Here is a 24,024-nt window from a genome sequence, read left to right on the forward strand (position 1 = left end):
CCGGGTCCGCGCCCGCTGAGCGGGCGCGGACCGGTGTCAGATCTCGTCGACGCTGGAGGCGGCGTTCGGCCGCCTCGAGAGGTCGATACCGAGCTCCTCAGCGGCGCGGTACACCTCGTCGTCGGACTCCTTCATCTCGATGGAGACACCGTCGCTCGAGAGCACCTCGACGTTCAGGCACAGCGACTGCATCTCCTTGAGGAGCACCTTGAAGGACTCCGGGATGCCCGAGTCGGGGATGTTCTCGCCCTTGACGATCGCCTCGTAGACCTTGACACGGCCCGGGACGTCGTCGGACTTGATGGTGAGCAGCTCCTGGAGCGTGTACGCGGCGCCGTACGCCTCGAGTGCCCAGACCTCCATCTCACCGAATCGCTGACCACCGAACTGCGCCTTACCACCCAGCGGCTGCTGCGTGATCATCGAGTACGGACCGGTCGAACGCGCGTGGATCTTGTCGTCGACCAGGTGGTGCAGCTTCAGGATGTACATGTAGCCGGTCGAGACGGGCTCGGGGAACGGCTCGCCGGAGCGGCCGTCGAAGAGCATCGCCTTGCCGTCGTGGTTGACCATGCGCTGGCCGTCACGGTTGGGCAGGGTGGCCCCGAAGAGACCGCGGAGCGCGACCTCCTCCAGACCGTCGAACACCGGCGTGGCGACAGGGCGGCCCGGAACGCTCGTGTGAGCGACCTCGGGGAGGCTCTCCAGCCACTCCCCGCCCTTGTCGTCTGCCAGGGAGACGTCCCAGCCCTGCTTGGCGATCCACCCGAGGTGGGTCTCCAGCACCTGACCGACGTTCATCCGGCCCGGCACACCCAGGGGGTTCAGGACGACGTCGACCGGCGTGCCGTCCTCGAGGAACGGCATGTCCTCCTGCGGGAGGATCTTCGAGATGACGCCCTTGTTGCCGTGGCGGCCGGCCAGCTTGTCACCGACCGTGATCTTGCGGCGCTGCGCGATGTAGACGCGCACCAGCTGGTTCACGCCGGCGGGCAGCTCGTCGCCGTCCTCCCGGTTGAACTCGCGCACCGCGATGACCGTGCCCTGCTCGCCGTGGGGAACCTTGAGCGAGGTGTCGCGCACCTCGCGCGCCTTCTCACCGAAGATCGCACGGAGCAGGCGCTCCTCCGGGGTCAGCTCGGTCTCACCCTTGGGGGTGACCTTGCCGACCAGGATGTCGCCCGCGCCGACCTCGGCGCCGATGCGGATCACGCCGCGCTCGTCGAGGTCCGCGAGGACCTCCTCGGAGACGTTCGGGATGTCCCGCGTGATCTCCTCCGGGCCGAGCTTGGTGTCGCGAGCGTCGACCTCGTGCTCCTCGATGTGGATCGAGGAGAGGACGTCGTCCTCCACGAGGCGCTGCGACAGGATGATCGCGTCCTCGTAGTTGTGGCCCTCCCACGACATGAACGCGACCAGCAGGTTGCGGCCGAGCGCGAGCTCGCCCTCGTCCGTGGCCGGGCCGTCGGCGAGCACGGAGCCGACCTCGACCCGCGCACCCTCGTCGACCAGCACGCGCTGGTTGTAGCTCGTGCCCTGGTTCGAGCGCACGAACTTGTGCACGCGGTACGAGCCCGTCGTGCCGTCGTCGTTCGCCACGAGCACCAGGTCGGCCGAGACCTCGGTGACCACACCGGGCTTGGTCGCCAGGATGACGTCGCCGGCGTCGACCGCCGCACGGCGCTCCATGCCGGTACCGACCACGGGGGCCTCGGACCGGACCAGCGGCACCGCCTGGCGCTGCATGTTGGCACCCATGAGGGCGCGGTTGGCGTCGTCGTGCTCGAGGAACGGGATCAGGGCGGTCGCGACCGACACCATCTGGCGCGGCGAGACGTCCATGTAGTCGACCTCGGCACCCGGGATGTCGTTGGTCTCGCCACCCTTGGTGCGGACGAGCACGCGGTCGAGGACGAACGTGCCGTCCTCGAGCAGCGGCGTGTTCGCCTGCGCGATGATGTAGCGGTCCTCGTCATCGGCCGTCAGGTACTCGATGTTGTCGGTGACCTTGCCGTTCTCGACCTTGCGGTACGGCGTCTCGATGAAGCCGAACGGGTTGATGCGACCGAACGACGCGAGCGAACCGATCAGACCGATGTTCGGACCCTCAGGGGTCTCGATCGGGCACATGCGGCCGTAGTGCGACGGGTGGACGTCACGGACCTCCATGCCGGCACGGTCACGGGACAGACCACCCGGGCCCAGCGCGTTCAGACGACGCTTGTGCGTCAGACCGGCCAGCGGGTTGTTCTGGTCCATGAACTGCGACAGCTGCGACGTGCCGAAGAACTCACGGATCGACGCGACGACCGGACGGATGTTGATCAGCGTCTGCGGCGTGATGGCCTCGACGTCCTGCGTGGTCATGCGCTCGCGAACGACGCGCTCCATGCGGGACAGACCCGTGCGCACCTGGTTCTGGATGAGCTCACCCACGGCGCGGATACGACGGTTGCCGAAGTGGTCGATGTCGTCGACCTCTACGCGCACCTCGACCGGCTTGCCGTTGCGCATCCCCGAGAGGATCTGCTTGTCGGCGTGCAGGGCGGCGAGGTACTTGATCGTCGCAACGACGTCGGTCAGCGACAGCGTGGACTCGGCCAGCTGTGCGTCGACACCGAGCTTCTTGTTCGCCTTGTAGCGGCCGACCTTCGCGAGGTCGTAACGCTTCGGGTTGAAGTAGAAGTTCTCGAGCAGCGCGCGACCGGCCTCGACCGTGGGCGGCTCGCCCGGGCGGATCTTGCGGTACAGGTCGACAAGTGCCTCGTCCTCGGTGTGGACGTGGTCCTTCTCGAGGGTGTCCAGCACCGACGGGAACTCGGCGAACTCCTCGCGGATCTCCGCCTCGCTCATGCCGAGAGCCTTGAGCAGCACGGTGACGGACTGCTTGCGCTTGCGGTCGACGCGGACGCCGACGGCGTCGCGCTTGTCGATCTCGAACTCGAGCCAGGCACCACGCGACGGGATGATCTTCGCGGAGAAGACGTCCTTGTCGCTGGTCTTGTCCGGGGTGCGCTCGAAGTAGACGCCCGGCGAACGAACCAGCTGGGAGACGACGACGCGCTCGGTGCCGTTGATGATGAAGGTGCCGCGGGCCGTCATGAGCGGGAAGTCGCCCATGAAGACGGTCTGGCTCTTGATCTCACCGGTGGTGTAGTTGACGAACTCCGCGGTGACGAACAGCGGGGCCGCGTAGGTGAAGTCCTTCTCCTTGCACTCGTCCGCCGTGTACTTCGGCGGCTCGAAGCGGTGGTTCGAGAAGGAGAGGGACATCGAGGAGCCGAAGTCCTCGATCGGGGAGATCTCCTCGAAGATCTCCTCGAGGCCCGAAGTTTCCGGGACATCATTACGGCCAGCCGTCTTGGCAATTTCTACCCTGGCCTGCCAGGCTGGGTTACCAAGGAGCCAGTCGAAGCTTTCGGTCTGAAGGCCAAGCAGGTCGGGGACCTCGAGTGGCTCATAGATCTTTGCGAAGGAAACGCGACGGGAAGCGGTACGGTTCGCAATGGCTTCGGCGGACGGAGCTGAAGGGGTGCGCGAGGCAGCCAAGAGGGGTCCTTCCCTGCAGTTCGGGTGAACGCTGTACGCTCTGCGGTGCTGCAGGAAGCTCTGCCGGACTTCACCGGTCGCCGGAGGGCATCCCACAAGAGGGGATGCAACCAGGACTTTCGGGAAGCAGGGGGAGGCGTCGAGGGCACACGCGGGCGCAAAGCGCTAGCATACCTATCTGGTTCTAGTATGTCCAGTCGCCCTACTACGTGCACGCCGAGATCGCAATAATCCTCGAATCGTTGCGGATCCGCACTGCCGGCCCGCACTGCCGCGGCGCTGCGGCTGACGTGGGTGAAGACGTGGGTGAAAACGAGAGGCCCGCACCCCGAGGGGGTGCGGGCCTCTGCTGTCGGTGGACGGCGCCCGGGACGAGCCCGGGCCGCCGTCACACCAGCCCGAAGGCGGTGGAGCCTGAGGTCACTTGACGGTGACGGTGGCGCCGGCGCCCTCCAGGGCGGCCTTCGCCTTCTCGGCGGCGTCCTTGTCGGCGCCCTCGAGAACCGGCTTCGGTGCGCCGTCGACCAGGTCCTTGGCCTCCTTGAGACCGAGGGACGTGAGCGCGCGCACCTCCTTGATGACCTGGATCTTCTTGTCACCGGCGGCCTCGAGGATGACGTCGAACTCCGTCTTCTCCTCCACGGCCTCGGCGGCGACGGCCGGGCCGGCAGCGGCGGCGGCGACCGGAGCGGCAGCGGTGACGTCGAACTTGTCCTCGAAGGCCTTCACGAAGTCGGACAGCTCGATGAGCGTGAGCTCCTCGAAGGCGGACAGGAGCTCGTCGGTGGAGAGCTTCGCCATGATGGCGTTCCTTTCAGTAGGCGCTTCGCGGGCCGGTGCGGCCCGCGAGAAGCAGGGGGTTTTTGTTCTAGCGCTACCGCCTGATCAGGCGGCAGCGCCCTCCGACTCCTGCTTCTGACGCAGGGCATCGATAACGCGGGCGACCTGGGCGGGCTTGGCGCTGAAGGCGTAAGCAGCACGCGTCAGCGTGGCCTTCAGACCGCCGGCCACCTTGGCCAGCAGAACCTCGCGGGACTCGAGGTCCGCGAGCTTCGTGATCTCTGCAGCGGACATCGGGCGGCCGTCGAGCACGCCACCCTTGATGACCAGAGCAGGGTTCGCCTTGGCGAAGTCACGCAGACCCTTCGCAGCCGTGACCGGGTCCCCGGTCACGAATGCGATGGCGGACGGGCCCTTCAGGTCGGCGTCGAGACCCTCGACACCGGCCTCCTTGGCCGCGATCCCCGTCAGCGTGTTCTTCACCACGGCGTAGGTTGCGTTGCCGCTGAGCGACCGACGCAGCTCCTTGAGCTGCGCGACGGTGAGCCCGCGGTACTCGGTCAGCACGGCCGCGTTGGAGTCGCGGAACTTACCCGCGATCTCTGCGACTGCGGCTGCCTTGTCCGGCCTCGCCATGGCAATCCTTCCGGTGGTGGTACCACCGTCCCCTGGGGCGCATGCCCCGGGCGTGCCCCGGAAAAAGAGAAAGAGCCCCGGCACAGGTGCACGGGGCTCGGTTCGCGCGGCAGGGCCGCACTCGAGTTCGTCACCTGCGCAGGCCCCCGCTCTTAGCGGGACTTCGGTCTTCTTCCGCCCTGTGCTCGTGAAGAGCGGGCAGCGTCGGACAACCGGCGGTCTTGGGTTACCTGAGAATCGTACCGCACGAACGTGCGGTTGTTGTACGAACGTGCGGTGGCCCGCGCCACACGCCTGCAACCGCACATGCGTGCGGCGACCCGCCGTCAGCGCTCCAAGCCCTCCAGGGAGCCGAAGCACACCAGCGGCGCGGGTTCGGGCTCGTCCGCGAGCGCCGCGGCGAGCGCGGCCTCCGGGTCGTCGGTGGCGCGCAGGTGCGCGTGGAAGCGCGGCATCACGCGGGCGGCGACGGCGTCCGACAGCGGGGCGACGGCCGCGACGACGGCGCGGGCGCCGAGGCGCAGGAGGACCGACGTCAGGCCCAGGACCTCTCCCCCGACCACCTGGGAGGAGCCGCCGACCTCGCACGCCGACAGGATCACCACCGATCCGGGCAGTCGGGTGCCGTCGAGCTCGTGCGCGAAGAGTGGTCCGTCGGCCAGGTCGACGGAGGCGAAGAGCGGGTTGTCGGCGTCGTGCCGGCCGTGGGTCGCGAGGTGCACGATGTCGTGGGTGGCGAGCGCCTCGCGTACCGCGGTCGTCGTGGCCGCGGGGCCGGTGAGAACCGTCGCGCCGGGCCACGTGTCGCCCACCGCCCGCACCTCGCTCGCGCCGAGGGTCACGCCCGGGCCGTGCGCCGCGAGGAGCCGGTGCCCCTCCCCCGGCTGCGCGGGGGCTCGTCCGCGTGCGACGTAGGAACGCATGGTGGTGCGCTTGCCCCTGCGGGACGGCAGGGCCGTCCACGGCACGCCGACGAGCGGGTCCCGGCCGACGACGTACAACGAGCCGTCGGCCTCGAGCGGTATCGCGAGGAGCTTGTCGAGGGCGTCCAGGTTGCGGGTCAGGGAACGCTGGGCGGCGGCGCGCAGGGCGGTTGGCACCAGATCGTTGGCGCACACGCCGAGGTCGGCGCGGGCGCGCAGCACCCGTTCGGCGACGTCGGCCCGTGGACCGAGCTCCACGGTGCGCGCACCGTCCGCGTCCAGGCGGACGCACCGTAGGACGCCGTCGAGCACCAGGTAGTTGGCGACCACCGCGCCGTCGTCGCGGGTGCCGAGCACGCGTCGCACGTCCGCGACGGTTGCAGGGCGTTCCTCGGCCGCGGCCTTGTCGGCGCCCGTGCGGTGCCAGGCGCGTTCGCGGGCCGTCGCCAGCAGGTTGCCGGAGCGTTCGAACAGGTGGGCTCGCTCGGGGGCGCTCTCGCGGTTCGTGAGGGTGCGTGCCCGGACGACGAGGCCCCGGGCCTCCGTGACGAGTGCGCGCACGGCGGGGTCGTCCGGCGTCGCGGCGCCGCCCACCCCCGCGAACGTGGCACGCCCGCGTTCGACTGCCTCGAACAGCGCGTCGGGCCGGCCGGTCCGCACGGCTGCCGCGACGTCGGTCCGCTGCAGGTCGACGCCGTGCGCGGCCGCGGCCGTCACCGACTCCACGGAGCCCAGGCCCACGCGGTGGTCGGCGAGCAGCCCGAGGCCCAGCGAGACGGCGGCGATACCGGCGGTCCGGTCCCCCGCCGCGAACGCGATCTGCGCGAGGACCGTCTGCTGCTGGATCCGGGTGGTCAGCGGAGCGTCGGTCATGCCGTCCGGGAGGTTGTCGAGCACGGTGCGGGCGGCCTCGACGTCGTCGGCGAGGAGGTACCAGTGCGCGGCGACGAACCGTGCGGCCAGGCCCGGGTGCTGTCCGAGGAGCGGGTCCACCTCGTCCCCGGCCTCCGCGGCTTCGATGGCCTGCTCTGCGCGGTGGCGCGCGTCGTCGGGCACAGGGCTCTCGCCACGCCGGACCGGCAGGAGGATCGCCTCCAGCTCCGCGACACGCGCGATGGCCGCACGCTGCGGATGGCCCACGCCGGCGTAGTACTGCCTGACGAAGGCCGCGACGGTACGGGCCTCGTCCCACCGGTGCAGGGCCATGAGGCAGCGGGCGCGGAAGTACTCAGCCTCCGCGCGGTGCGGCGCGCGGCCGGGACCGACCATGCGGGATATGGCCTGGGTGAGCACGCGTTCGGCGTCCTCGAGCAGTCCTGCCTCGTAGAGGACCGCGCCACGGCCGATGTCGAGCAGGCCGTCAGCCCGCTCCGGGTCGACGGCGCGGGCCGCCTCCATGGCCCGGAGCGCACCGGGCAGGTCGCCGAGCGCGTACCGCACGAAGCCGGTGTTGTGCAGGGCGAGGGAAGCGATCGAGGGTGTGCCCGCACGAACCGCCTGCTCGTGGCAGACGTCGAAGTCCTCGAGCGCCGCATCGAGCCGGCCCAGCTCGATGGCTGTCGCGCCCCGGTTGAGCAGCACCGTCGCGAGGTCCCGCCCGTTGAGCACTCCCGGATCCTCGAGCACCCGGTCGAACGCGGCCATGGCATCAGCCAGCCTGCCGGAGCGCTGCAGGAGCAGGCCACGTGCCCCCTCGACGACGGCGCCGAGGCGCGCCGCGACCGCCGGTGGCGCCGTCCTGGCCCGGGACTCGGCGTCCTCGAGAATGGCCAGCGGCTTGTCGAGCGCGTCCTCGACCGCATGGACGGCGACCGCCTCCCCCGTCAGGGAACGCACCACGCCCTCCGCCCAGCGCTCGTGGTCTCCGGGCTCGAGATCAGCGAGGTCCATGACGCGCAGCCGGTCGAGCACCCCCTGGAACCGCAGCAGAGCGTCGCCCGGCCGCGAGCGGGAGTTGAGGTCCCGCGCGACCAGCAGCTCCGCCTCGAGTTCCGGCCACATGTTGCCCCCTAGCCATTTCCACGCCCTTGTGGGGCGTCAGGCGGGACACGCTAGCGGGGTGAGATGTCTTGTGTCACCGCCCTTTCTGACGCCGCAGGTCAGCGGCTCGGGCCTGGATGAAGGTGGGCCGATCAGACCACTATTCGCCCGCCCCGCGATCAGGCGCTGGCGAGGCCCTCGACCGAGCTGAAACAGACCAGCGGGACCGGCTCGGCAACGTCCTTGAGGGCCGCCGCGAGCGCGGCTTCCGGATCGTCGGACTCGCGAAGATGAGCGTGCAGGCGCGGCATGACCCGGGCCGCGAGCTCGTCCGAGAGCTTGGCTACGGACGCGATCACCGCGCGAGCGCCCAGGCGCAGGAGCACCGACGTCAGGCCCAGCACCTCGCCGCCGAGCACCTGGGTCGAGCCGCCGACCTCGCACGAGGACAGGATCACCACCGAACCGGGCAGCGGCGTCCCGTCGAGCTCGTGGGCGAACAGCGGGCCGTCGGCGAGGTCGATGCTCGCGAACAGCGGGTTGTCCGCGTCGTGCTGGCCATGGGTGGCGAGATGCACGACGTCGTGCGTGGCGAGAGCCGTGCGGACATGCTCGGTGACGGCGTCGTCCCCGGTCAGCACGGTTGCGCCTGGCCACTGCCTGCCGACCGCATGGACTTCCGCGGTGCCATGCTGCACGCCAGGTCCCGCCGCTGCGAGCAGCCGTCGCTTGCCGCTCGGGCGGGCGTGGGTGCGGCCCCGGGCGACGTACGAGTTGACTGCGGTGCGCAGGCCGCTGCGGGACGGGAGCGCGGTCCAGGGGACGCTGAGCAGGGGTTCCCGGGCGACGACGTAGAGGTCGCCGTCGGCGCGGAGGGGACCGAGGAGAATGTCGTCGAGCACCTTGAGGTTGCGCGCCAGAGAGGCATTGGCGGCGGCTCGCAGGGGTGCGGGGATGAGGTCGTTGGCGGCCATGGCGAAGTCGGCGCCGAGGCGGCGGACTCGTTCGGTCACGTCGTCCGCGGGGCCGAACTCGATGGCCGTCACGCCCCTGGCATCGACACGGACACAGCGCAGCATGCCGTCGAGCACTACAAAGTTGGCCACCACCGCCGTGTCGTCGCCTCGCTCGACGAGCACCTGGCGTAGTTCGCGGGCAGTCACCGAACGCTGCACCCCGCCCGCGTTACCCGCATGGCGCCACGAGCGTTCCCGCACCTCGCTCTGGGCCCGGTGCGCACGGCGAGTGAGCCGCTCCCGCTCCTTGGCCTGGTCAGCAGGCATCTCGCGCGCCCTGGCCAACAAGCCTCGAGCCTCGAAGAGGAGCGCAGCGGCCCTTGGGTCGTCCGGCGGAGTTACGCGGCCCGTACCAGCGAACGTGGAACGGCCTCGCTCCGCCGCGTCGAACAGCGCCGCCGGCCGTCCGGTGTGCGCGGCTGCCCCGACGTCGATACGGGTCAGTTCCACACCGTGTGCGGCGGCTGCCGTAACTGACTCGACCGCGCCGAGCCTGCTGCGATGGTCGGCAAGCAGCCTCAGACCCGCCCGCACGGCGCGAAGCCCCCTCGTGCGGTCGTCCGCTGCGAACGCCAGTTCCGCCTGGACCGTGTAGTGCTGGATCCGCATCGTCAGCGGGGCGCTCGTCAAGCCGCGGGGCAGGCCCCGGAGCGTGACACGAGCCGTATCGAGGTCGTTGGCCAGCAGGAACCATTGCGCAGCGACAAGACGTGCGGCGTGACCGGGGTGCTGGCCCAGGACCGGTCCAGCGGCATCACCGTCCTGCGCGGCAGTGAGCGCTTGCCGTGCCCGACGGCGGACTTCACCACCTGTCGGTGTCCGCACACCGCGACGAAGTGGTGCAAGGGCTGCTTCAAATTCCAGGACCCGAGAGAGAACGGCCCATTGTTCGTAGCCCACAGCCGTGAAATGGGCACGTGCCCGGCCTGCGAGCGTCGATGCCTCCTCGAAGCGCAGGAGCGCCAGGAGGCAACGTGCCCGAACGTATTCGGCGATGGCATGGTCGGTGCGCCGGCCAGCTGCGAGTAGCTGCGGTATCGCTTCGTCCAGCAGCGCTTCCGCCTCCTCCAGAAGGCCAACGCCATACAGCACCTCAGCCTGGCCGAGCATGGAGATGCCGTCATCTTGGTCTGGCGCAAGCTCACGCGCAGCAGCCATCTCCGCGAGCGCTGCGGGTGCATCGCCGAGCATGCTCAAGTAGTAGCCCGAGTTGTGCCGTGCGAAGGCTACGAGCGTGGGCGATCCCGCCGCTTCGGCGTGCCGGACGGCCTCGAAGTTGTCCGCCAGTGCGCCCTCGACGTCTCCGAGATCGGAGAGAGCAATCGCCCGATTGAGGTACGCCATCGCGAGGTCCCGCGGCGCACCGGAGTCGCTGACCGCAAGTACCCGGTCAAACAGGCGAACCGCCTCCGCAGGCTTCCCCGCGACCCGCAGCAGGAACAGTCCCTGTTGTCCGTCGGTCACCGCCTCGATGCGCCGACGTTCCAAACCCTCGAGCAGCCGGGCAGCACCCCGTGCCCGGTCAAGCAGTTCGAGAGCTCCTGGAAGGTCTCCGGTGCACGCGAGATCTGCCTGCGCGAGTCCCATCCATGACCGAGCAATGAGCCAGGCCCAAGCCACTCGGTCGGCCATCGTCAGGTCCACCGTCTCGCCGTGATCAAGGTCCCGGAGAAGCGCGCGGAACTCGCGGCGAGCACGACGCGGTTGGGCACGGACGTTCCATTCCCGCGCCCGTTCGAATCGCTCGGTTAGAGCCTCCAGCTCCGCTGTGCCCACCGCGCCCCCCGATCAGAACCTCACACCGGCACTCCGGGCACCTCCGCGTAGAGATCCCCGACCTTGATCACAGCATGCCAGGCATCGCTGACACGACCTTGCGCGTCAAGCGCCGGCTGCTGACCGGAAGACCTATATGCAAGCAGCTGCGCCGCGAGCTGCGCCGCGAGATACGGTGACGAGAACGAGGTCCCGCTCCAGGTTCCGAAGCCCTGCGTGAAGTCGTCCGGGTCGACCGCATAACGCAGGCCGTCTGCTGATCGCCTACCCTCGCTGGCACCGTCGAACGTCGTAGGCATCGCGCTCAGGACGTTCACGCCGGGACGCACCGCAGCGATCCAAGGACCGTCGTTGCTGAAGTCGGCCAAGGTTCCATCGGGGTTGGAGGCAGCCACACCGATCAACGGCGTGTAGTCCGGGCAGAGATCGTGCACGTCACCAGGGATCACCCCGCCGCTCGTCCGTCGCACGGGCGGCGCCCAGCCCGCGGGAAATGTCTTGCGGGTAGATCCGTCGTTCCCGGCCGATGCCACCACTAGAACACCTGCCCGGCGCAGGTCACGAAGCCTGCCGCGGTAGAGACCCTCGTAGTCGTCGTCGTCCTCGGGGTGCTCCAGGTAGTAGCCGCTGGCGATCACCACGATGTCGACGGGGAAGTGCCCGGGTACGCCTGCGAGTCCGCGCAGATGGAATTCCAGGAGCCGCTCCACCGACCGAGCGAAGTCCCACTCGGAGGCCGTTCCGTCCCCGCCGTAGACGCGAACTGGAAGCAGCGCCGCGTCCGGGCAGACCTGGTGGACCACGCCGGCGATGAAGGTACCGTGCCCGGCGTACGGGTCTAGGTGGGACGCCGCACCATCTCGGCGCCCCTCGCGCTCCGCATCGACATCGTCCTCAGGATAGGTCCCGATGGGGCTGCCATCGAGCTGGACGTCGCGAAGCACGGTAGTTCCGGGCTCATCGAACCACGGGTGTCGCCCGATCCCGGTGTCCAGGATCGCGACCACGGGCCGATCGATGCCTTCTTGCGTAACAAGGGGCGATACTCCGTCGGCTGCGCGAACAGGAGCCCCTCCCGGATATACGGCAGGAACCCGCTTGTTCGGATCCCCGAATCCTCCATTTTTGCGGTGCCCCGTCACCACGTGGTCCAGCGACACCCGCCTGCGGTTGTCGCCCGCTTCCTCCGCCACCGCGGCCAGCAGCCCCAGCGCGTCCCAGTCGTCCCGCACGTCGTCGAGCCGCACCTCGACGTCGGGCCTGGTCCCCACGAAGTCGGCACCGTCGCGCGACGGCGCCTGCTGGAAGTCTCCGGTCGTGACCGTGACACCGTTCTCCCGGGCGCGGGCGGTGATCATCTCGAGGAGCGCGTTGTGCCCGCCCTCGGAATCACCGCGGACGATCACGCGGTCTCGCACGTAGCGCGTCGGCGCGATGCGCCCACCGGGGAGCCGGTCCGTGGCGGGGTCCAGCTCCCGGACCGGCCGCCACCCCCCGGCGTGGTCCCGGACGTGCATTCCCTCGGGCATCGGCTCACTCACAGCAGTACCTCTCCATCGATAGGCGCACTCGGCTAACCCCGCCGCGCCCCTCGGCCGGGTCTCAAGGTTTGTATGTCAGAAGTTCAGGAATTCATGCAGTTCACAGCTCGATAACCGGCGTGCTCACCGCACCGCCGCCGCCGTCGGTCCGGCGAACCACCAGGCTCGCGCGGCCACGCTCGACGGAGTCGAAGGCGAACCGTCCGTCGTCATCGGAGGCGGTCGTGACGACGTCAGCCCCCGGTCGGTGCAGCTCCACGTCCAGCCCGGCCGCGGGAGCGGCCCAGCCGTCGATCCGAACCTTGCCCCCGGCAGCCGGGGACAAGCTGATCATGACGGTCAGCGAGTCGTGCGTGAAGGTAATTGTCTTCGCCTCGGCAGGCGCTGTGTCGTCTGCGCGTGCTGCTGCGGCGGCCCCCCGGACGCCCGCGAGCGGCGCGTCGAGATAGACGGCCTCCATGAGGTCGGCCTCCAGGCCGGCCAGCGTGATCGCGAACAGCGAGCGCTCCACGAGGTCGCTCGGCACCGGGTCAACCGCGTCGACCAGCTCGGCAAGACGGGTCAGCACAGCCCCGTCGTCGGCGTCAAGCATGCCCTTCGGGTCGTACGAGAGGTCCCCCACGGCCTCTTCGTCCTTGTTCGGTTCCGGCGTCAGGTCCACGAGAAGTCCCCCTGCTCGTCGAGGATGGTCCGCAGCTTTGCCAAGCAGCGTCCACGAGTCGAGCCGATGGAGCCCATCGGCATTCCGATCGCCGCCGAGATGTGCCGGTAGTCCGGCCGGTCGGCGAGCGAAACCAGACGCAGCAGCTCTTGGCAGCGTCCGGGTAGTTGTTGGAGCGACATCCACAGGATGCGATCGCGTTCCTCGCGCAGGACCTCGTCGTCCGGCAGCGGATCCTTCGCAGGAAGGGCCATCGGGTGCTCAGGGCTGTCGTCGGGGAGCTCGGTGCGGCGCTTCTCGTCGTCACGGTGCTTGCGCACGGCCTCCCAGGCGGCCCGCTTCGCCGTCACCAGCAGCCACTTCAGCACGGCCTTCGGCTCGGCTATCGAGTCGGCATGACGCACGAGGGCCACCCAGGTGCTCTGCACCACGTCGTCCGCGGCGTCGTGCTCGACGCCCTGCGCGCGGACCGTGTGCTACAGCAGCGGCGTCGCCTCGCGGACCAGGTCGCCGAGCGCCTGGTGGTTGCCCTCGCGGTACTCGGTCAAGGCGATCGCAGCGCGATCGCCGAGCGTGAGCCCGGGCCCGTCGACGTCGGGCAGGGCCTCCCTTGATCCTGTCATTGCACCACGGGATTCTCTGCTGGCGGATGTTTCCACGTCCGATGCCGGACGTGGACCACTTGGACCAACCGAGTGTACGGCGGGGGTTCCGGATCCGCGGAGGAAAAAGACTGTGCCCATCAGGCACTCCCCCTCTCCTCGGTGCGCGTCGGCTCGATGCCGCTCATCAGATAAGAGGGGCGAGCGGCGCGTTCGATACATCGTGCTGAACCAAAATCAAAAAGGCCCGCACCCCTCGCGGGATGCGGGCCTTCTTGCGCTCAGAAGCGCTCGGCTCAGGCCGAGACCTCTTCCAGGAGCTTGGTGGTCTTGCTCTGGTCCAGCGGGATGCCGGGGCCCATCGTCGTGGCCATGGTCGCCTTGCTGATGTAGCGACCCTTCGACGACGACGGCTTGAGGCGGAGGACCTCGTCGAGCGCGGCCGCGTAGTTCTCCAGCAGCTGGACCTCCGAGAAGGAGGCCTTGCCGATGATGAAGTGCAGGTTCGCGTGCTTGTCGACGCGGAACTCGATCTTGCCGCCCTTGATGTCGGTGACAGCCTTGGTCACGTCCATCGTCACGGTGCCGGTCTTCGGGTTCGGCATGAGGCCGCGGGGGCCGAGCACCTTACCGAGGCGACCGACCTTGCCCATGAGGTCCGGCGTGGCGACGGCCGCGTCGAAGTCGGTGTAGCCGGCGGCCACCTTCTCGATCAGCTCGTCGCCACCGACCTCGTCGGCACCGGCCGCGCGGGCCTCCTCCGCCTTGGCGGCGTTGGCGAACACGATGACCTTGGCGGTCTTACCCGTGCCGTTCGGCAGGTTGACCGTGCCACGGACCATCTGGTCGGCCTTGCGCGGGTCGACGCTGAGGCGGAACGCAACCTCGACGGTCGCGTCGTACTTGACGGTGGCGGTCTCCTTGGCGAGACGGATCGCCTCGAGCGGCGAGTACAGCGTCTCGCTGTCGATCTTCTCTGCGGCGGCGAGATACGCCTTGCTGCGCTTTGCCATGTTCTCTCTCCTTGTGGTCGTAGCGGGCCTGTCGGCCCTGCCACTGCGGTGACCGACGACGTCCGCCGGTCACCTCGTGCGGTCCGGGGCTGGAAGCAGCCCCGGGGGAATCACTCGACTGTGCTTATGGCTCTGAGTGACTTCGTCACTCAGAGACGGTGATGCCCATGGAGCGGGCGGTGCCCGCGATGATCAGCGACGCGGCGTCGAGGTCGTTCGCGTTCAGGTCCGCCAGCTTGGTCGTCGCGATCTCGCGGACCTGAGCCTTGGTGATCGTGGCGACCTTGACCGTGTGCGGCGTGGGCGAGCCCTTGGGCACACCGGCGGCCTTCTTGATCAGCTCAGCGGCCGGCGGGGTCTTGGTGATGAACGTGAACGAGCGGTCCTCGTACACCGTGATCTCGACCGGGACGACGTTGCCGCGCTGCGACTCGGTCGCGGCGTTGTACGCCTTGCAGAACTCCATGATGTTCACGCCGTGCTGACCCAGCGCGGGGCCGATCGGCGGGGCCGGCGTCGCCGCACCAGCGTTGATCTGCAGCTTGATGAGGCCGGAGACCTTCTTCTTCGGGGGCATGCGTTTCTACCTTCTGTTCGGTTGGGCCGACGCCGTGGGCGATGACCCGGTTGCAAATGCTGAGGGACGAACGATCAGATCTTGGCGACCTGGTTGAACCCCAGCTCGACCGGGGTCTCCCGGCCGAAGATGGAGACGAGGACCTTGAGCTTCTGGGCCTCGACGTTGATCTCGGAGATCGAGGCGGGCAGCGTGTCGAACGGACCGTCGGTAACAGTCACCGACTCGCCGACCTCGAAGTCCACGTGGACCGGGGCCTTGCCACCGGTCGACGCGCCGCCGCCGGTTGCCGCCTGGCCGGCCTGCGACGGCTGCTGCAGCATCGAGGGCGCGAGCATCGAGTAGATCTCGTCGAGGTTCAGCGGCACCGGCTGGTGCGTGTGCCCGACGAAGCCCGTGACGCCCGGGGTGTGCCGCACGGCGCCCCACGACTCGTCGGTCAGGTCCATGCGCACGAGGACGTAACCGGGGATCCGCACCCGGCTCACGATCTTCTTCTGCGCGTTCTTGATCTCGGCGACCTCTTCCATCGGAACCTCGACCTGGAAGATGTAGTCCTCCATGTTGAGGCTCTGGATGCGGTTCTCGAGGTTGGTCTTCACGCGCTTCTCGTAACCCGCGTACGAGTGGATGACGTACCAGTCGCCGGACTGTCCGCGGAGGGTTCGCTTGAACTCCTCGACCTCGTCCACGATGACGTCGCCGTCGGCGTCGACGGTGCGCTCGTCGGTGGCGTCGCCCTCGACCTCGCTCTCGTCCGTGGTCTCGGCGTCGGTGTCGACCGGAGTCTCGGCGTCCGCAGGCACGTCGGCGTTCTCGGCGTCCAGGGGCGCGTCGACGGCCGCATCGTCGCCGTCGGACGGCGAGACGTTCTCCGTCTGGTCCAGAGAGTCCTGGGACACGAAACGAACCTGCTTTCTCTTCGTGCGCCGGGGCTACGCCCGGCACGTGTGTGCGTACTTCTACGAGCTGTGTTCGCCCATTGTCGCGCGAAAGTGCCGCGAAGCGACAATCAGCAACAGGCGAGAACGGTCACAGCGAAGTACTGCGCAGCGTGCCCCATCTGCTTGTCCGGCGCACCCGGACCGACGTCGACCGTGGTCGAGGTCGTCTACGGCTGCGTCAACGTGCCGCCGCGGAAGACCGGATCAGCCGAAGACCCAGCCGGCGAGCATGCCGAACGCGTAGTCCAGCACCACCACGAAGAACATGACCACGACCAGGAAGACCAGCACCACTGTCGTGTACGTCATGAGCTCGGAGCGCGTCGGCGAGACGACCTTCTTGAGCTCGGCCACCACCTGGCGCACGAAGAGCGCGATTCGGGCGAAGATGTTGCCGCCGCCCTTGCTCGGACGCTCCGCGGCGCTCTGGATCACCTCGGTGTCGCTCACTGCTACCCCACTCCTGTGGCCCGGCGCGCCGGCTGGCGCGGACTGGCTTGCCAGGTCCACTCACGTGGGCCCGCTGCGCGCGGCCCCGCTGGGGTTCACGCTGGCAGGGTAGACAGGACTCGAACCTGCAACCTGCGGTTTTGGAGACCGCTGCGCTACCAATTGCGCCACTACCCTCTGCGTTCGATCCCTTGTCAAGTGTTCGCGCGGACCTCCGGAGAGGCACGCCACTTCAGGTGAGGATCGATCACCGAGGCACAACTGTACGGTACCCAACGCTGTAGGTCGAACTCGTTCCTGACGGGCCCTTGGGGTCTCGTCGGGCTCGACCAACGGGCGGCCAACGGGAGGGCTGCGACGTCGGCCGGTCTCGACAAGCTCGACCAACGAGGGCTCGACCAGCGACTACGTGCCGGAGCGGTGTCCATCGAACGGTGGACAGCAGGTGCAGCCGAACGGGCGTCCCGCCAGGGACGCCCGCGAGAGCATGCTCGACGGCATGCAGACCTCCGACCCCCTGGCCGTGCGAGTACGCGGCCTCCGCAAGCGCTACGGCAACGCACGCGCCGGCTACAAGGACGCCGTCGCCGGCCTCGATCTCGACGTCGCGACGGGCGAGATCGTGGCGGTCCTCGGGCCCAACGGCGCGGGCAAGACCACGACCGTCGAGATCCTCGAGGGCTTCCGCGACCGCGACGACGGCGAGGTGTCGGTGCTCGGCGACGACCCCCGGCACGCCGGGCGCGCCTGGCGTGCCCGGATCGGCGTCGTCATGCAGGACTCGCGGGACATGAGCGAGCTCACCGTCCTGGAGAAGGTGCGGGCCGCCGCGGCGTCCTACCCCGATCCGCGCGACCCCGCGGAGGTCATCGCCGCGGTGGGGCTCGCGGAGAAGGCCCGGGCGCGGACCCGCGGGCTGTCCGGCGGGCAGCGGCGTCGGCTCGACGTGGCGCTCGGCATAGTGGGCAGACCCGAGCTGCTGTTCCTCGACGAGCCCACTACCGGGTTCGACCCTCAGGCCCGCCGGTCCTTCTGGGACCTCGTGACGAGCCTGCGCGACGACGGCACCACGATCCTCCTGACCACCCACTATCTCGACGAGGCAGCCCAGCTGGCCGACCGGGTGGTGGTCGTGCGGGACGGCGTGGTGGTCGCCTCGGGGACGCCCGAGACGCTCGGCGGTCCCGAGGCCCGCACACCCGTCGTCGCATGGGACGACGGCGGCGTGCGGCGCACCGTGCGGACGGACCGACCCACGGCCGCCGTCGCCCGGCTGATCGCGGCCGCCGGACCTGACGGCGAGGTGCCCGGCCTGGCCGTGACCCGGCCGACGCTCGAGGACGTGTACCTCTCGCTGATCGGCGAGGCGCCGGTGGACGGAATCAATATCGACAACCAGAGCAGGGAGGCGGCGTGATGAGTGCGACGGAGGGCGCGGGCCTCGACAAGCTCGACCAGCGGGAGGGGCTCGAGGCGGGTCTCGACAAGCTCGACCAGCGGAGGGGGGTCGACCAGCGGGAAGGGAGCGATCAGCGGAAGCGGCTGCCCGGCATGCTCCGCCTGGGGCTGGTGCGCGGCGGCGTGGAGCTGCTGCAGTTCGTCCGCGAGCGCGACTCGGTGGTCTTCGGTTTCGCCTATCCGATAGTCATGCTCGCGATCTTCGCGACGGTGTTCGGCGACGACGACCCGATCGTCGCCGACGGCGTCACGGTCAGCTTCGCGCAGTACTTCCTGCCCGGGATGGTCGCGACGGGCGTCATGCTCTCGACGTACCAGACGCTCGCCATGTCGATTGCCGTCGAGCGGGACGACGGCACGCTGAAGCGTCTGCGCGCGACGCCGCTGCCGGCGACGTCGTACTTTCTCGGCAAGGTGTTCCTGTCGCTGGTCACGGTGCTCGCACAGACGGCGCTGCTGCTCGCGGTCGCAGCGCTCGTCTTCGACGTCCCGCTGCCCGACGACGCCGGACGCTGGGCCACGTTCGCCTGGGTCTTCGTGCTCGGCACGGCGGCGGGTGCGGTGTGCGGGGTCGCGTACTCGTCGGTGCCCCGGTCCGGGCGGTCCGCGAGCGCGGTGGTGGTGACGCCGCTCCTGGTCCTTCAGTTCACGTCCGGGGTCTTCTTCTCGGTCAGTCAGCTGCCCGGCTGGATGATCGACCTGTCGTCCCTGTTCCCGCTCAAGTGGATCGCGCAGGGCATGCGGTCGGTGTTCCTGCCGGACGCGTTCGCCGCGGCGGAGCCGTCCGGGGCCTGGCAGTCCGGCGCGACGGCTGCTGTACTGGCGGCATGGCTGGTGGTGGGGCTCGTGATCGGCACGCGGACGTTCCGGTGGCGGCGGCACGATGACGGCTGACGGAACAGCGGGCGACGGAGCCGCGGCCGACCGGGACGACGCTGACCGCGACCAGGATCTGGAGCGCCTGTACGCCGGGTGGGAGGACCAGGTGCGGTGGTGGGACGCCGCGTTCGGCGTGATCATCGCGCTGACCGCCGTCGCACTGGCGCTGGACGGGACTCGGGGAACGCAGCTCGCCGTCGCGTACTCGTCGATGGGCGTGATCGTGCTGGCCTACCTGCTGTGGGGCGCGCGGGCGGCCCGGACCCGGAACCAGCGGCTGGCCGTGCTGTACCTGTCGGTGCTCGTGATCGGCACCGGGGTGACGGTGTCGCAGGGCGGCGTGGCGTCACTCCTGCTGTTCATCGCGTTCGCGCAGGTGTGGATGCTGCTGGAGTCGATCCGGTACGGCGTGGTCGGCTGCGTCGCCCTGGCGGTCGCGGTGTCGGTCGGTATCTCGTCGCGGTACGACTTCGACGTCGCGGTCATGGGCGAGGTGGTGCCGCAGATGCTGGTCACTCTCGTGTTCGCGATCGGGCTCGGGCTGTGGTTCCACGTGGCGATGCGCCGGGCGGAGGAGCAGGTGCGGCTGCTCGGCCAGCTGCACGCCACGCAGAAGCAGCTGGCGCTGACCAGCCACGAGGCGGGGGTCCTGGCCGAGCGCGAGCGCCTGGCCCGCGAGATCCACGACACGCTCGCCCAGGGGTTCACGAGCGTGGTGATGCAGGCGCAGGCCGCGACGGCGGCCCTCGACCTCGGGGACGACGTCGCCGTGCGTGAGCGCCTGCACGTCGTGGAGGACACGGCGCGCGACAACCTCGCCGAGGCCCGCGCCCTGGTGGCGGCGTTCGCGCCGGTGGCGCTGCAGGACGCGTCGCTGCCCCAGGCGCTCGGCCGGCTCGGCAGCCGGTTCGCCGAGGAGACCGGCCTGGCGGTGGCCGTGGAGACGGATCGGGTCGGCGCGCTGTCGCCGACCGTCGAGGTGGTGCTGCTGCGGGCCGCGCAGGAGGCGTTCGCGAACGTGCGACGGCATGCGCAGGCACGCTCCGTCGTCGTGCGGCTGGGGCAGGCGGAGGGAGAGGTGACACTCACGGTGTCCGACGACGGGCGCGGGTTCGACACGGAAGCCGTCGACGGGTTCGGGCTGGCGGGGATGCGGGAGCGCCTGCGGTCGGCGGGCGGCACGCTGGCGGTCGGGCCGGGGGACGACGGCGGGACCACGCTGTGCGCCCGTGTACCGGTCGACGGGCAGGTCGGCCCGGCGGTCGACGGCCGGGCAGGTACCGGGCCCGGTACGGCGGCGGCAGGCACCGCTGCCGGGGAACACGAGAGGACACAGGGGGTGGCTGGATGATCCGGGTGCTGGTGGTAGACGACCATCCGGTGGTGCGGTCAGGGCTCGCGGGCATGCTCAGCGTCGAGGACGACCTCGAGGTGGTGGGCGAGGCCGCCGACGGGCAGGAGGCGGTGGCCCTCGCGGCGTCGCTGCGGCCCGACGTCGTGCTCATGGACCTGCGGATGCCGGTGCTCGACGGCGTGGCCGCGACCGCCGGCATAGTGGGCACCGGACCCCGCGTCGTGGTGCTGACCACGTACGACACCGACGCCGACATCCTGCGCGCCGTCGAGGCCGGTGCCACCGGCTACCTGCTCAAGGACACGCCCCGCGCGGAGCTGGTCGCGGGGGTCCGCGCGGCCGCCCGGGGCGAGACCGTGCTGGCCCCCAGTGTCGCGACCCGCCTGGTCAGCTCGGTACGCAGCTCGGCGGAACGGCCCTCTGCCCGAGAGGCGGAGGTGCTCACGCTCGTGGCGCTCGGCCGGTCGAACGCACAGGTCGGGCGCGAGCTGTCCATCACCGAAGCGACGGTCAAGACGCACCTCATCCGGGCGTTCGCCAAGCTCGGCGTCGCCGACCGGACGGCGGCGGTGACCGTGGCCAGGGAGCGGGGCTGGATCGCCTGACCGCCGGCCGCGAGACCGCTCCCCAGGAGCGGTCTAGCGGCCGTCGGCGTCGGCGGGCGCCGACGGGTCGCCGCCGGCTTCTCCCCCGCCGGTCGGCTCGTCCGTCGGTTCGACCGGCTCGTTCGTCGGCGTCACGGCCGGGGTCGGAGTCGGTGTGGGGGTCGGTGTCGGCGTCGGTGTGGGGGTCGGCGTCGGTGTGGGCGTCGGGGTGGGCGTCGGGGTCGGCGTCGGTGTGGGGGTCGGCGTCGGTGTGGGCGTAGGCGTGGGGGTCGGCGTCGGCGTGAAGTCGTCGTCGTCGTTGTCGGTCTGGCTCGGGGTGGGCGACGACGAAGGTGTCGGCGTCGGATCCTCAGTGGTCGTGGTGACGGGCGGCGTGACCACGGGCGTGCCCTGGCTGTTGATGATGTTCGCGATCACCAGACCCGCCCCGCCGAACACGAGCAGCGCGAACACGATGACCGTGATCACGCGGCCGCGCCCGGTCGTCAGGGCGTGCCACCACTTCCGCTCCTCCTCGGGCACCGCCGGGTAAGGACCGATCGGCGGCCGCCCTACCGAGGGCGGCGCGGACACCACGGTCGGCGCCGCGCCGGACGCACCATCGGCTGCTACCGCGGTCGCTGCCCCTGCGACACCCGCTCCGACGGCCGCGGCACCCACGGCGCCCACCATCATGGTGCGGTCGGTGCCCTCGTCGACCTGACCCAGCTTCATGGTGCCCGAGCCGGCCCCCGCACCCAGGACCGGGTCGATCACCTCGGTGCCACCGGCGCCCACGCCGAGCTGCATGGTCTCGCCGCTGGTGCCCAGCCGGCCGGCAGGGCCGCCGAGCAGGATCGTCACGGTCCCGCGCATCGCCTCGGCGGTGGGGAACCGCCGGCCCGGGTCCTTGGCCATCGCACGCGACACGAGGCGGTCCACGGACGCCGGGACGGCGGCACGGCGCGCCGAGGCCGCCGGTACCGGCGCGTTCACGTGCGCCCGCAGGACGTCCTCCGCCTGCGCCCGCTCGTAGGGCGCGTGCCCGGTGAGCGTGTAGTACGCGAGCGCACCGACCGCGTAGATGTCGCTGCGCGCGTCGAGCGGCTTGCCCCGGGCCTGCTCCGGCGACATCCCGATGACCGAGCCGGCCACCGTCGCGCCGTCGCCTTCACCGCCCGCGGGCCGGGTGAGCCCGAGGTCCAGGAGCCCGACGACGAACGTGCCGTCGGCCTGCTTGTCGACCATCACGTTGCGGGGCGCGACGTCGCGGTGCACGAGGCCTGCCGCGTGCACCGCGCCGAGCGCCTCCAGCAGTCCGTCGACGATCGACAGAGCGTCGCGCCAGGGCAGACCGTGGTCGCCCGCGAGATCGGACAGCGAGACGCCCGCCATGCGGTTCATGACCGTCCAGGGGACGTTCGCGCCGGCGACGTCGTCCTCGCCCGAGTCCAGCACCTTCACGACGCCGGGGTGGTCCACCAGCGCCGAGGCCTCGACCTCGCGCCGCAGGGAGTCGCGGGCGTTCTGGTCGTCGACCAGGTGGGGGTGCAGCACCTTGACCACGAGCGGCTGGTCGAGGTCGACCTCGGGCTCGTCCGGCTCGGTGTCCTCGGCGTCGGTCGCGGCGTCGGTGTCCGCGGTATCGGTGTCCGTGGTGTCGGCATCAGACGGCTTGTCGTCGGACGCCTCGTCCTCGGACGCCTCGCCGGACTCGGCCTCGCTCGTGCTCGCGTCAGCCGCGTCAGCGTCTGCCTTGTCGGCGTCTGCCTTGTCGGTGCCGGTCTCTCCGGCGGTGCCGGCGTCGCCGTCGTCGCTCGCCGCGGGCTCCGGCACCGCAGGGGCTGCGACGCGTTGCGCCTCGTAGACCGTGAACGTTGCACCAGTGCCGAGGACGTCGACCAGCTCGTACTTACCGCCGAGGACGACGTGCACCGGAGGGTCTGCGGCGTTGTCCTCGTTCGTGGTCTCTTCGTTCACTGGTTCACCGGTGTCCGTGGTTGCGCATCGCGTAAATCAGTCATTTCGGCTATCTGGGGCATGTTCTTCTCAGGATACGGAGCGGAGCGCACGCACACCAAAGATGGGACGGCGGGATGTGTGAGTAGTGCGGAGTATCACGTTCCCGGCTGCCGCCGGAGCACCGCTTTGCCAGACTACGCAGATGCGCGACCTCGCACTCCTCCCCAAGGCGCACCTCCACCTCCACTTCACCGGATCCATGCGGGTGCCGACGCTCGTCGACATGGCAGCCGCATACCAGGTGCGCCTCCCCGAAGCGCTCATCGACAACGACCCCCTGCGCCTGCCCGCCACCGAGCGCGGCTGGTTCCGTTTCCAGCGCCTGTACGACGCCGCCCGCGCATGCGTGCGCTCGGAGGCCGACATGCGCCGCCTGGTCGACGAGGCCGCGGCCGACGACGCCGCCGAGGGCTCCGGCCGGCTCGAGATCCAGGTGGACCCGACCTCCTATGCCCCGTTCGTGGGCGGTATCACCCCCGCCGTCGAGATAGTCATCGACGCCGCCCAGGCCGCGAGCGCCGCGCACGGCATCGAGGTGGGCGTGATCATCGCGGCGTCGCGCATGAGGCATCCGCTCGACGCGCGCACGCTCGCCCGGCTCGCCGCCCGGTACGCGGGCGACGGCGTGGGCGAGGTCGTGGGCTTCGGGCTGTCGAACGACGAGCGCCGCGGGGACACGTCCCAGTTCGGGCACGCGTTCGACATCGCGCGCCGCGCCGGCCTCGCGGCCGTGCCGCACGGTGGCGAGCTGCTGGGGCCCGACCACCTCAGCGAGGTCATGCGAGAGCTCGTTCCCGACCGGATCGGGCACGGCGTGCGCGCCGCAGAGGACGAGCGGCTCCTCGGCGAGATCGTGGAGCGCGGTGTGGCCCTCGAGGTGAACCCGGGCTCGAACATCGGCCTCGGCGTGTACAGCGAGGCGAACGAGGTACCGCTGCGCACCCTGGTGGACGCGGGTGCGATGGTGGCACTGGGTGCCGACGACCCGCTCCTGTTCGGGTCACGGCTCGTCGACCAGTACGAGATCGCGCGGAGCGCGCACGGCTTCACCGACCCGGAGCTCGCCGGGCTCGCGGCGTCGTCGATCCGGGCAAGCCGGGCGTCGTCGAGCACCAAGGCCCGGCTCCTGGCCGGCGCCGACGCGTGGTTGCTAGCTCCTGATCCCGCTGACACCCTGGACGCACTCCCCGCGAGCGGCACAGTCACGATTGGGTGACGATCGACCGACGCAACCATCCTGGACGCCCGCGCGTCAGTGGGAGATACAGGACACTCGCGA

18 protein-coding genes, 1 tRNA gene and 1 pseudogene are annotated in these 24,024 nt (G+C 70.1%); 5 read left to right on the forward strand and 15 right to left on the reverse strand.

What is annotated here, in order from left to right; all coding sequences use genetic code 11:
* Window positions 1-36: 36 nt before the first annotated feature.
* From rpoB to ACFO6V_RS11920, 14 genes and pseudogenes are all read right to left on the reverse strand, one after another.
* A complete protein-coding gene (gene rpoB / locus ACFO6V_RS11855) occupies window positions 37-3,549 on the reverse strand; it encodes a DNA-directed RNA polymerase subunit beta (RefSeq protein ID WP_377135536.1) in 3,513 nt (1,170 codons plus the stop codon).
* A gap of 420 nt (window positions 3,550-3,969) precedes the next feature.
* Window positions 3,970-4,350 carry a 50S ribosomal protein L7/L12 gene (gene rplL / locus ACFO6V_RS11860; protein ID WP_377135538.1) on the reverse strand — a complete coding sequence of 127 codons (381 nt, stop codon included), beginning with the start codon at window positions 4,348-4,350 and terminating at the stop codon, window positions 3,970-3,972.
* A gap of 84 nt (window positions 4,351-4,434) precedes the next feature.
* The gene (gene rplJ, locus ACFO6V_RS11865; protein ID WP_377135540.1) at window positions 4,435-4,965 is read right to left on the reverse strand and encodes a 50S ribosomal protein L10; all 531 of its coding nucleotides are present in this window, start codon (window positions 4,963-4,965) and stop codon (window positions 4,435-4,437) included.
* 326 nt (window positions 4,966-5,291) lie between these two features.
* A complete protein-coding gene (locus tag ACFO6V_RS11870; RefSeq protein WP_377135542.1) occupies window positions 5,292-7,889 on the reverse strand; it encodes a CHAT domain-containing protein in 2,598 nt (865 codons plus the stop codon).
* A gap of 158 nt (window positions 7,890-8,047) precedes the next feature.
* Window positions 8,048-10,660: a CHAT domain-containing protein gene (locus ACFO6V_RS11875; RefSeq protein ID WP_377135544.1), complete on the reverse strand. Its 2,613-nt coding sequence runs from the start codon at window positions 10,658-10,660 to the stop codon at window positions 8,048-8,050.
* Between the two features lie 20 nt (window positions 10,661-10,680).
* Window positions 10,681-12,201: a S8 family peptidase gene (locus tag ACFO6V_RS11880; protein WP_377135546.1), complete on the reverse strand. Its 1,521-nt coding sequence runs from the start codon at window positions 12,199-12,201 to the stop codon at window positions 10,681-10,683.
* A 100-nt stretch (window positions 12,202-12,301) separates the two neighbouring features.
* Window positions 12,302-12,862, reverse strand: coding sequence for a hypothetical protein (locus ACFO6V_RS11885; protein ID WP_377135548.1), 561 nt, complete (start codon window positions 12,860-12,862; stop codon window positions 12,302-12,304).
* A pseudogene (locus tag ACFO6V_RS11890) lies at window positions 12,853-13,299 on the reverse strand (RNA polymerase sigma factor); the annotation flags it as partial. The gene ACFO6V_RS11885 and the pseudogene ACFO6V_RS11890, both read right to left, overlap by 10 nt.
* Window positions 13,300-13,338: 39 nt before the next feature.
* Window positions 13,339-13,485 carry a hypothetical protein gene (locus ACFO6V_RS11895; protein ID WP_377135550.1) on the reverse strand — a complete coding sequence of 49 codons (147 nt, stop codon included), beginning with the start codon at window positions 13,483-13,485 and terminating at the stop codon, window positions 13,339-13,341.
* Window positions 13,486-13,760: 275 nt separating this feature from the next.
* Entirely contained in the window at window positions 13,761-14,477 is a 717-nt protein-coding gene (gene rplA / locus ACFO6V_RS11900; protein WP_377135552.1) for a 50S ribosomal protein L1, read from the reverse strand.
* 145 nt (window positions 14,478-14,622) lie between these two features.
* Window positions 14,623-15,054 carry a 50S ribosomal protein L11 gene (gene rplK, locus ACFO6V_RS11905; protein WP_357443993.1) on the reverse strand — a complete coding sequence of 144 codons (432 nt, stop codon included), beginning with the start codon at window positions 15,052-15,054 and terminating at the stop codon, window positions 14,623-14,625.
* Between the two features lie 74 nt (window positions 15,055-15,128).
* Window positions 15,129-15,956: a transcription termination/antitermination protein NusG gene (nusG, locus tag ACFO6V_RS11910; protein ID WP_377135554.1), complete on the reverse strand. Its 828-nt coding sequence runs from the start codon at window positions 15,954-15,956 to the stop codon at window positions 15,129-15,131.
* A gap of 246 nt (window positions 15,957-16,202) precedes the next feature.
* The gene (secE, locus tag ACFO6V_RS11915) at window positions 16,203-16,448 is read right to left on the reverse strand and encodes a preprotein translocase subunit SecE (RefSeq protein WP_116673571.1); all 246 of its coding nucleotides are present in this window, start codon (window positions 16,446-16,448) and stop codon (window positions 16,203-16,205) included.
* A 101-nt stretch (window positions 16,449-16,549) separates the two neighbouring features.
* Window positions 16,550-16,625 (reverse strand) — tRNA-Trp (locus ACFO6V_RS11920).
* A gap of 322 nt (window positions 16,626-16,947) precedes the next feature.
* Here ACFO6V_RS11920 and ACFO6V_RS11925 point away from each other — a divergent pair.
* The 4 genes from ACFO6V_RS11925 to ACFO6V_RS11940 all read left to right on the forward strand — a co-directional run bounded on the left by ACFO6V_RS11925 (window position 16,948) and on the right by ACFO6V_RS11940 (window position 20,744).
* Complete coding sequence (locus ACFO6V_RS11925; RefSeq protein WP_377135556.1) at window positions 16,948-17,865, forward strand: ABC transporter ATP-binding protein; 918 nt, start codon at window positions 16,948-16,950, stop codon at window positions 17,863-17,865.
* Window positions 17,866-17,999: 134 nt separating this feature from the next.
* Window positions 18,000-18,800: an ABC transporter permease gene (locus ACFO6V_RS11930; RefSeq protein WP_377136599.1), complete on the forward strand. Its 801-nt coding sequence runs from the start codon at window positions 18,000-18,002 to the stop codon at window positions 18,798-18,800.
* Window positions 18,790-20,136: a sensor histidine kinase gene (locus ACFO6V_RS11935; protein WP_377135558.1), complete on the forward strand. Its 1,347-nt coding sequence runs from the start codon at window positions 18,790-18,792 to the stop codon at window positions 20,134-20,136. Before ACFO6V_RS11930 ends, ACFO6V_RS11935 begins: the two co-directional genes overlap by 11 nt.
* Entirely contained in the window at window positions 20,133-20,744 is a 612-nt protein-coding gene (locus tag ACFO6V_RS11940) for a response regulator (RefSeq protein WP_377135561.1), read from the forward strand. Before ACFO6V_RS11935 ends, ACFO6V_RS11940 begins: the two co-directional genes overlap by 4 nt.
* A gap of 33 nt (window positions 20,745-20,777) precedes the next feature.
* Here the strand turns inward: ACFO6V_RS11940 and ACFO6V_RS11945 are convergent, their stop codons facing one another.
* Window positions 20,778-22,703: a serine/threonine-protein kinase gene (locus ACFO6V_RS11945; RefSeq protein WP_377135563.1), complete on the reverse strand. Its 1,926-nt coding sequence runs from the start codon at window positions 22,701-22,703 to the stop codon at window positions 20,778-20,780.
* 184 nt (window positions 22,704-22,887) lie between these two features.
* On the opposite strand from ACFO6V_RS11945, the gene ACFO6V_RS11950 reads away from it, so the two are divergent.
* Window positions 22,888-23,961 (forward strand): adenosine deaminase, encoded by a 1,074-nt coding sequence (locus ACFO6V_RS11950; RefSeq protein ID WP_377135566.1) that lies wholly within the window; start codon window positions 22,888-22,890, stop codon window positions 23,959-23,961.
* The last annotated feature ends 63 nt before the right edge of the window (window positions 23,962-24,024 follow it).

Origin of the sequence: Promicromonospora alba (assembly GCF_042654905.1) — a bacterium.
Taxonomy (GTDB): domain Bacteria; phylum Actinomycetota; class Actinomycetes; order Actinomycetales; family Cellulomonadaceae; genus Promicromonospora; species Promicromonospora alba.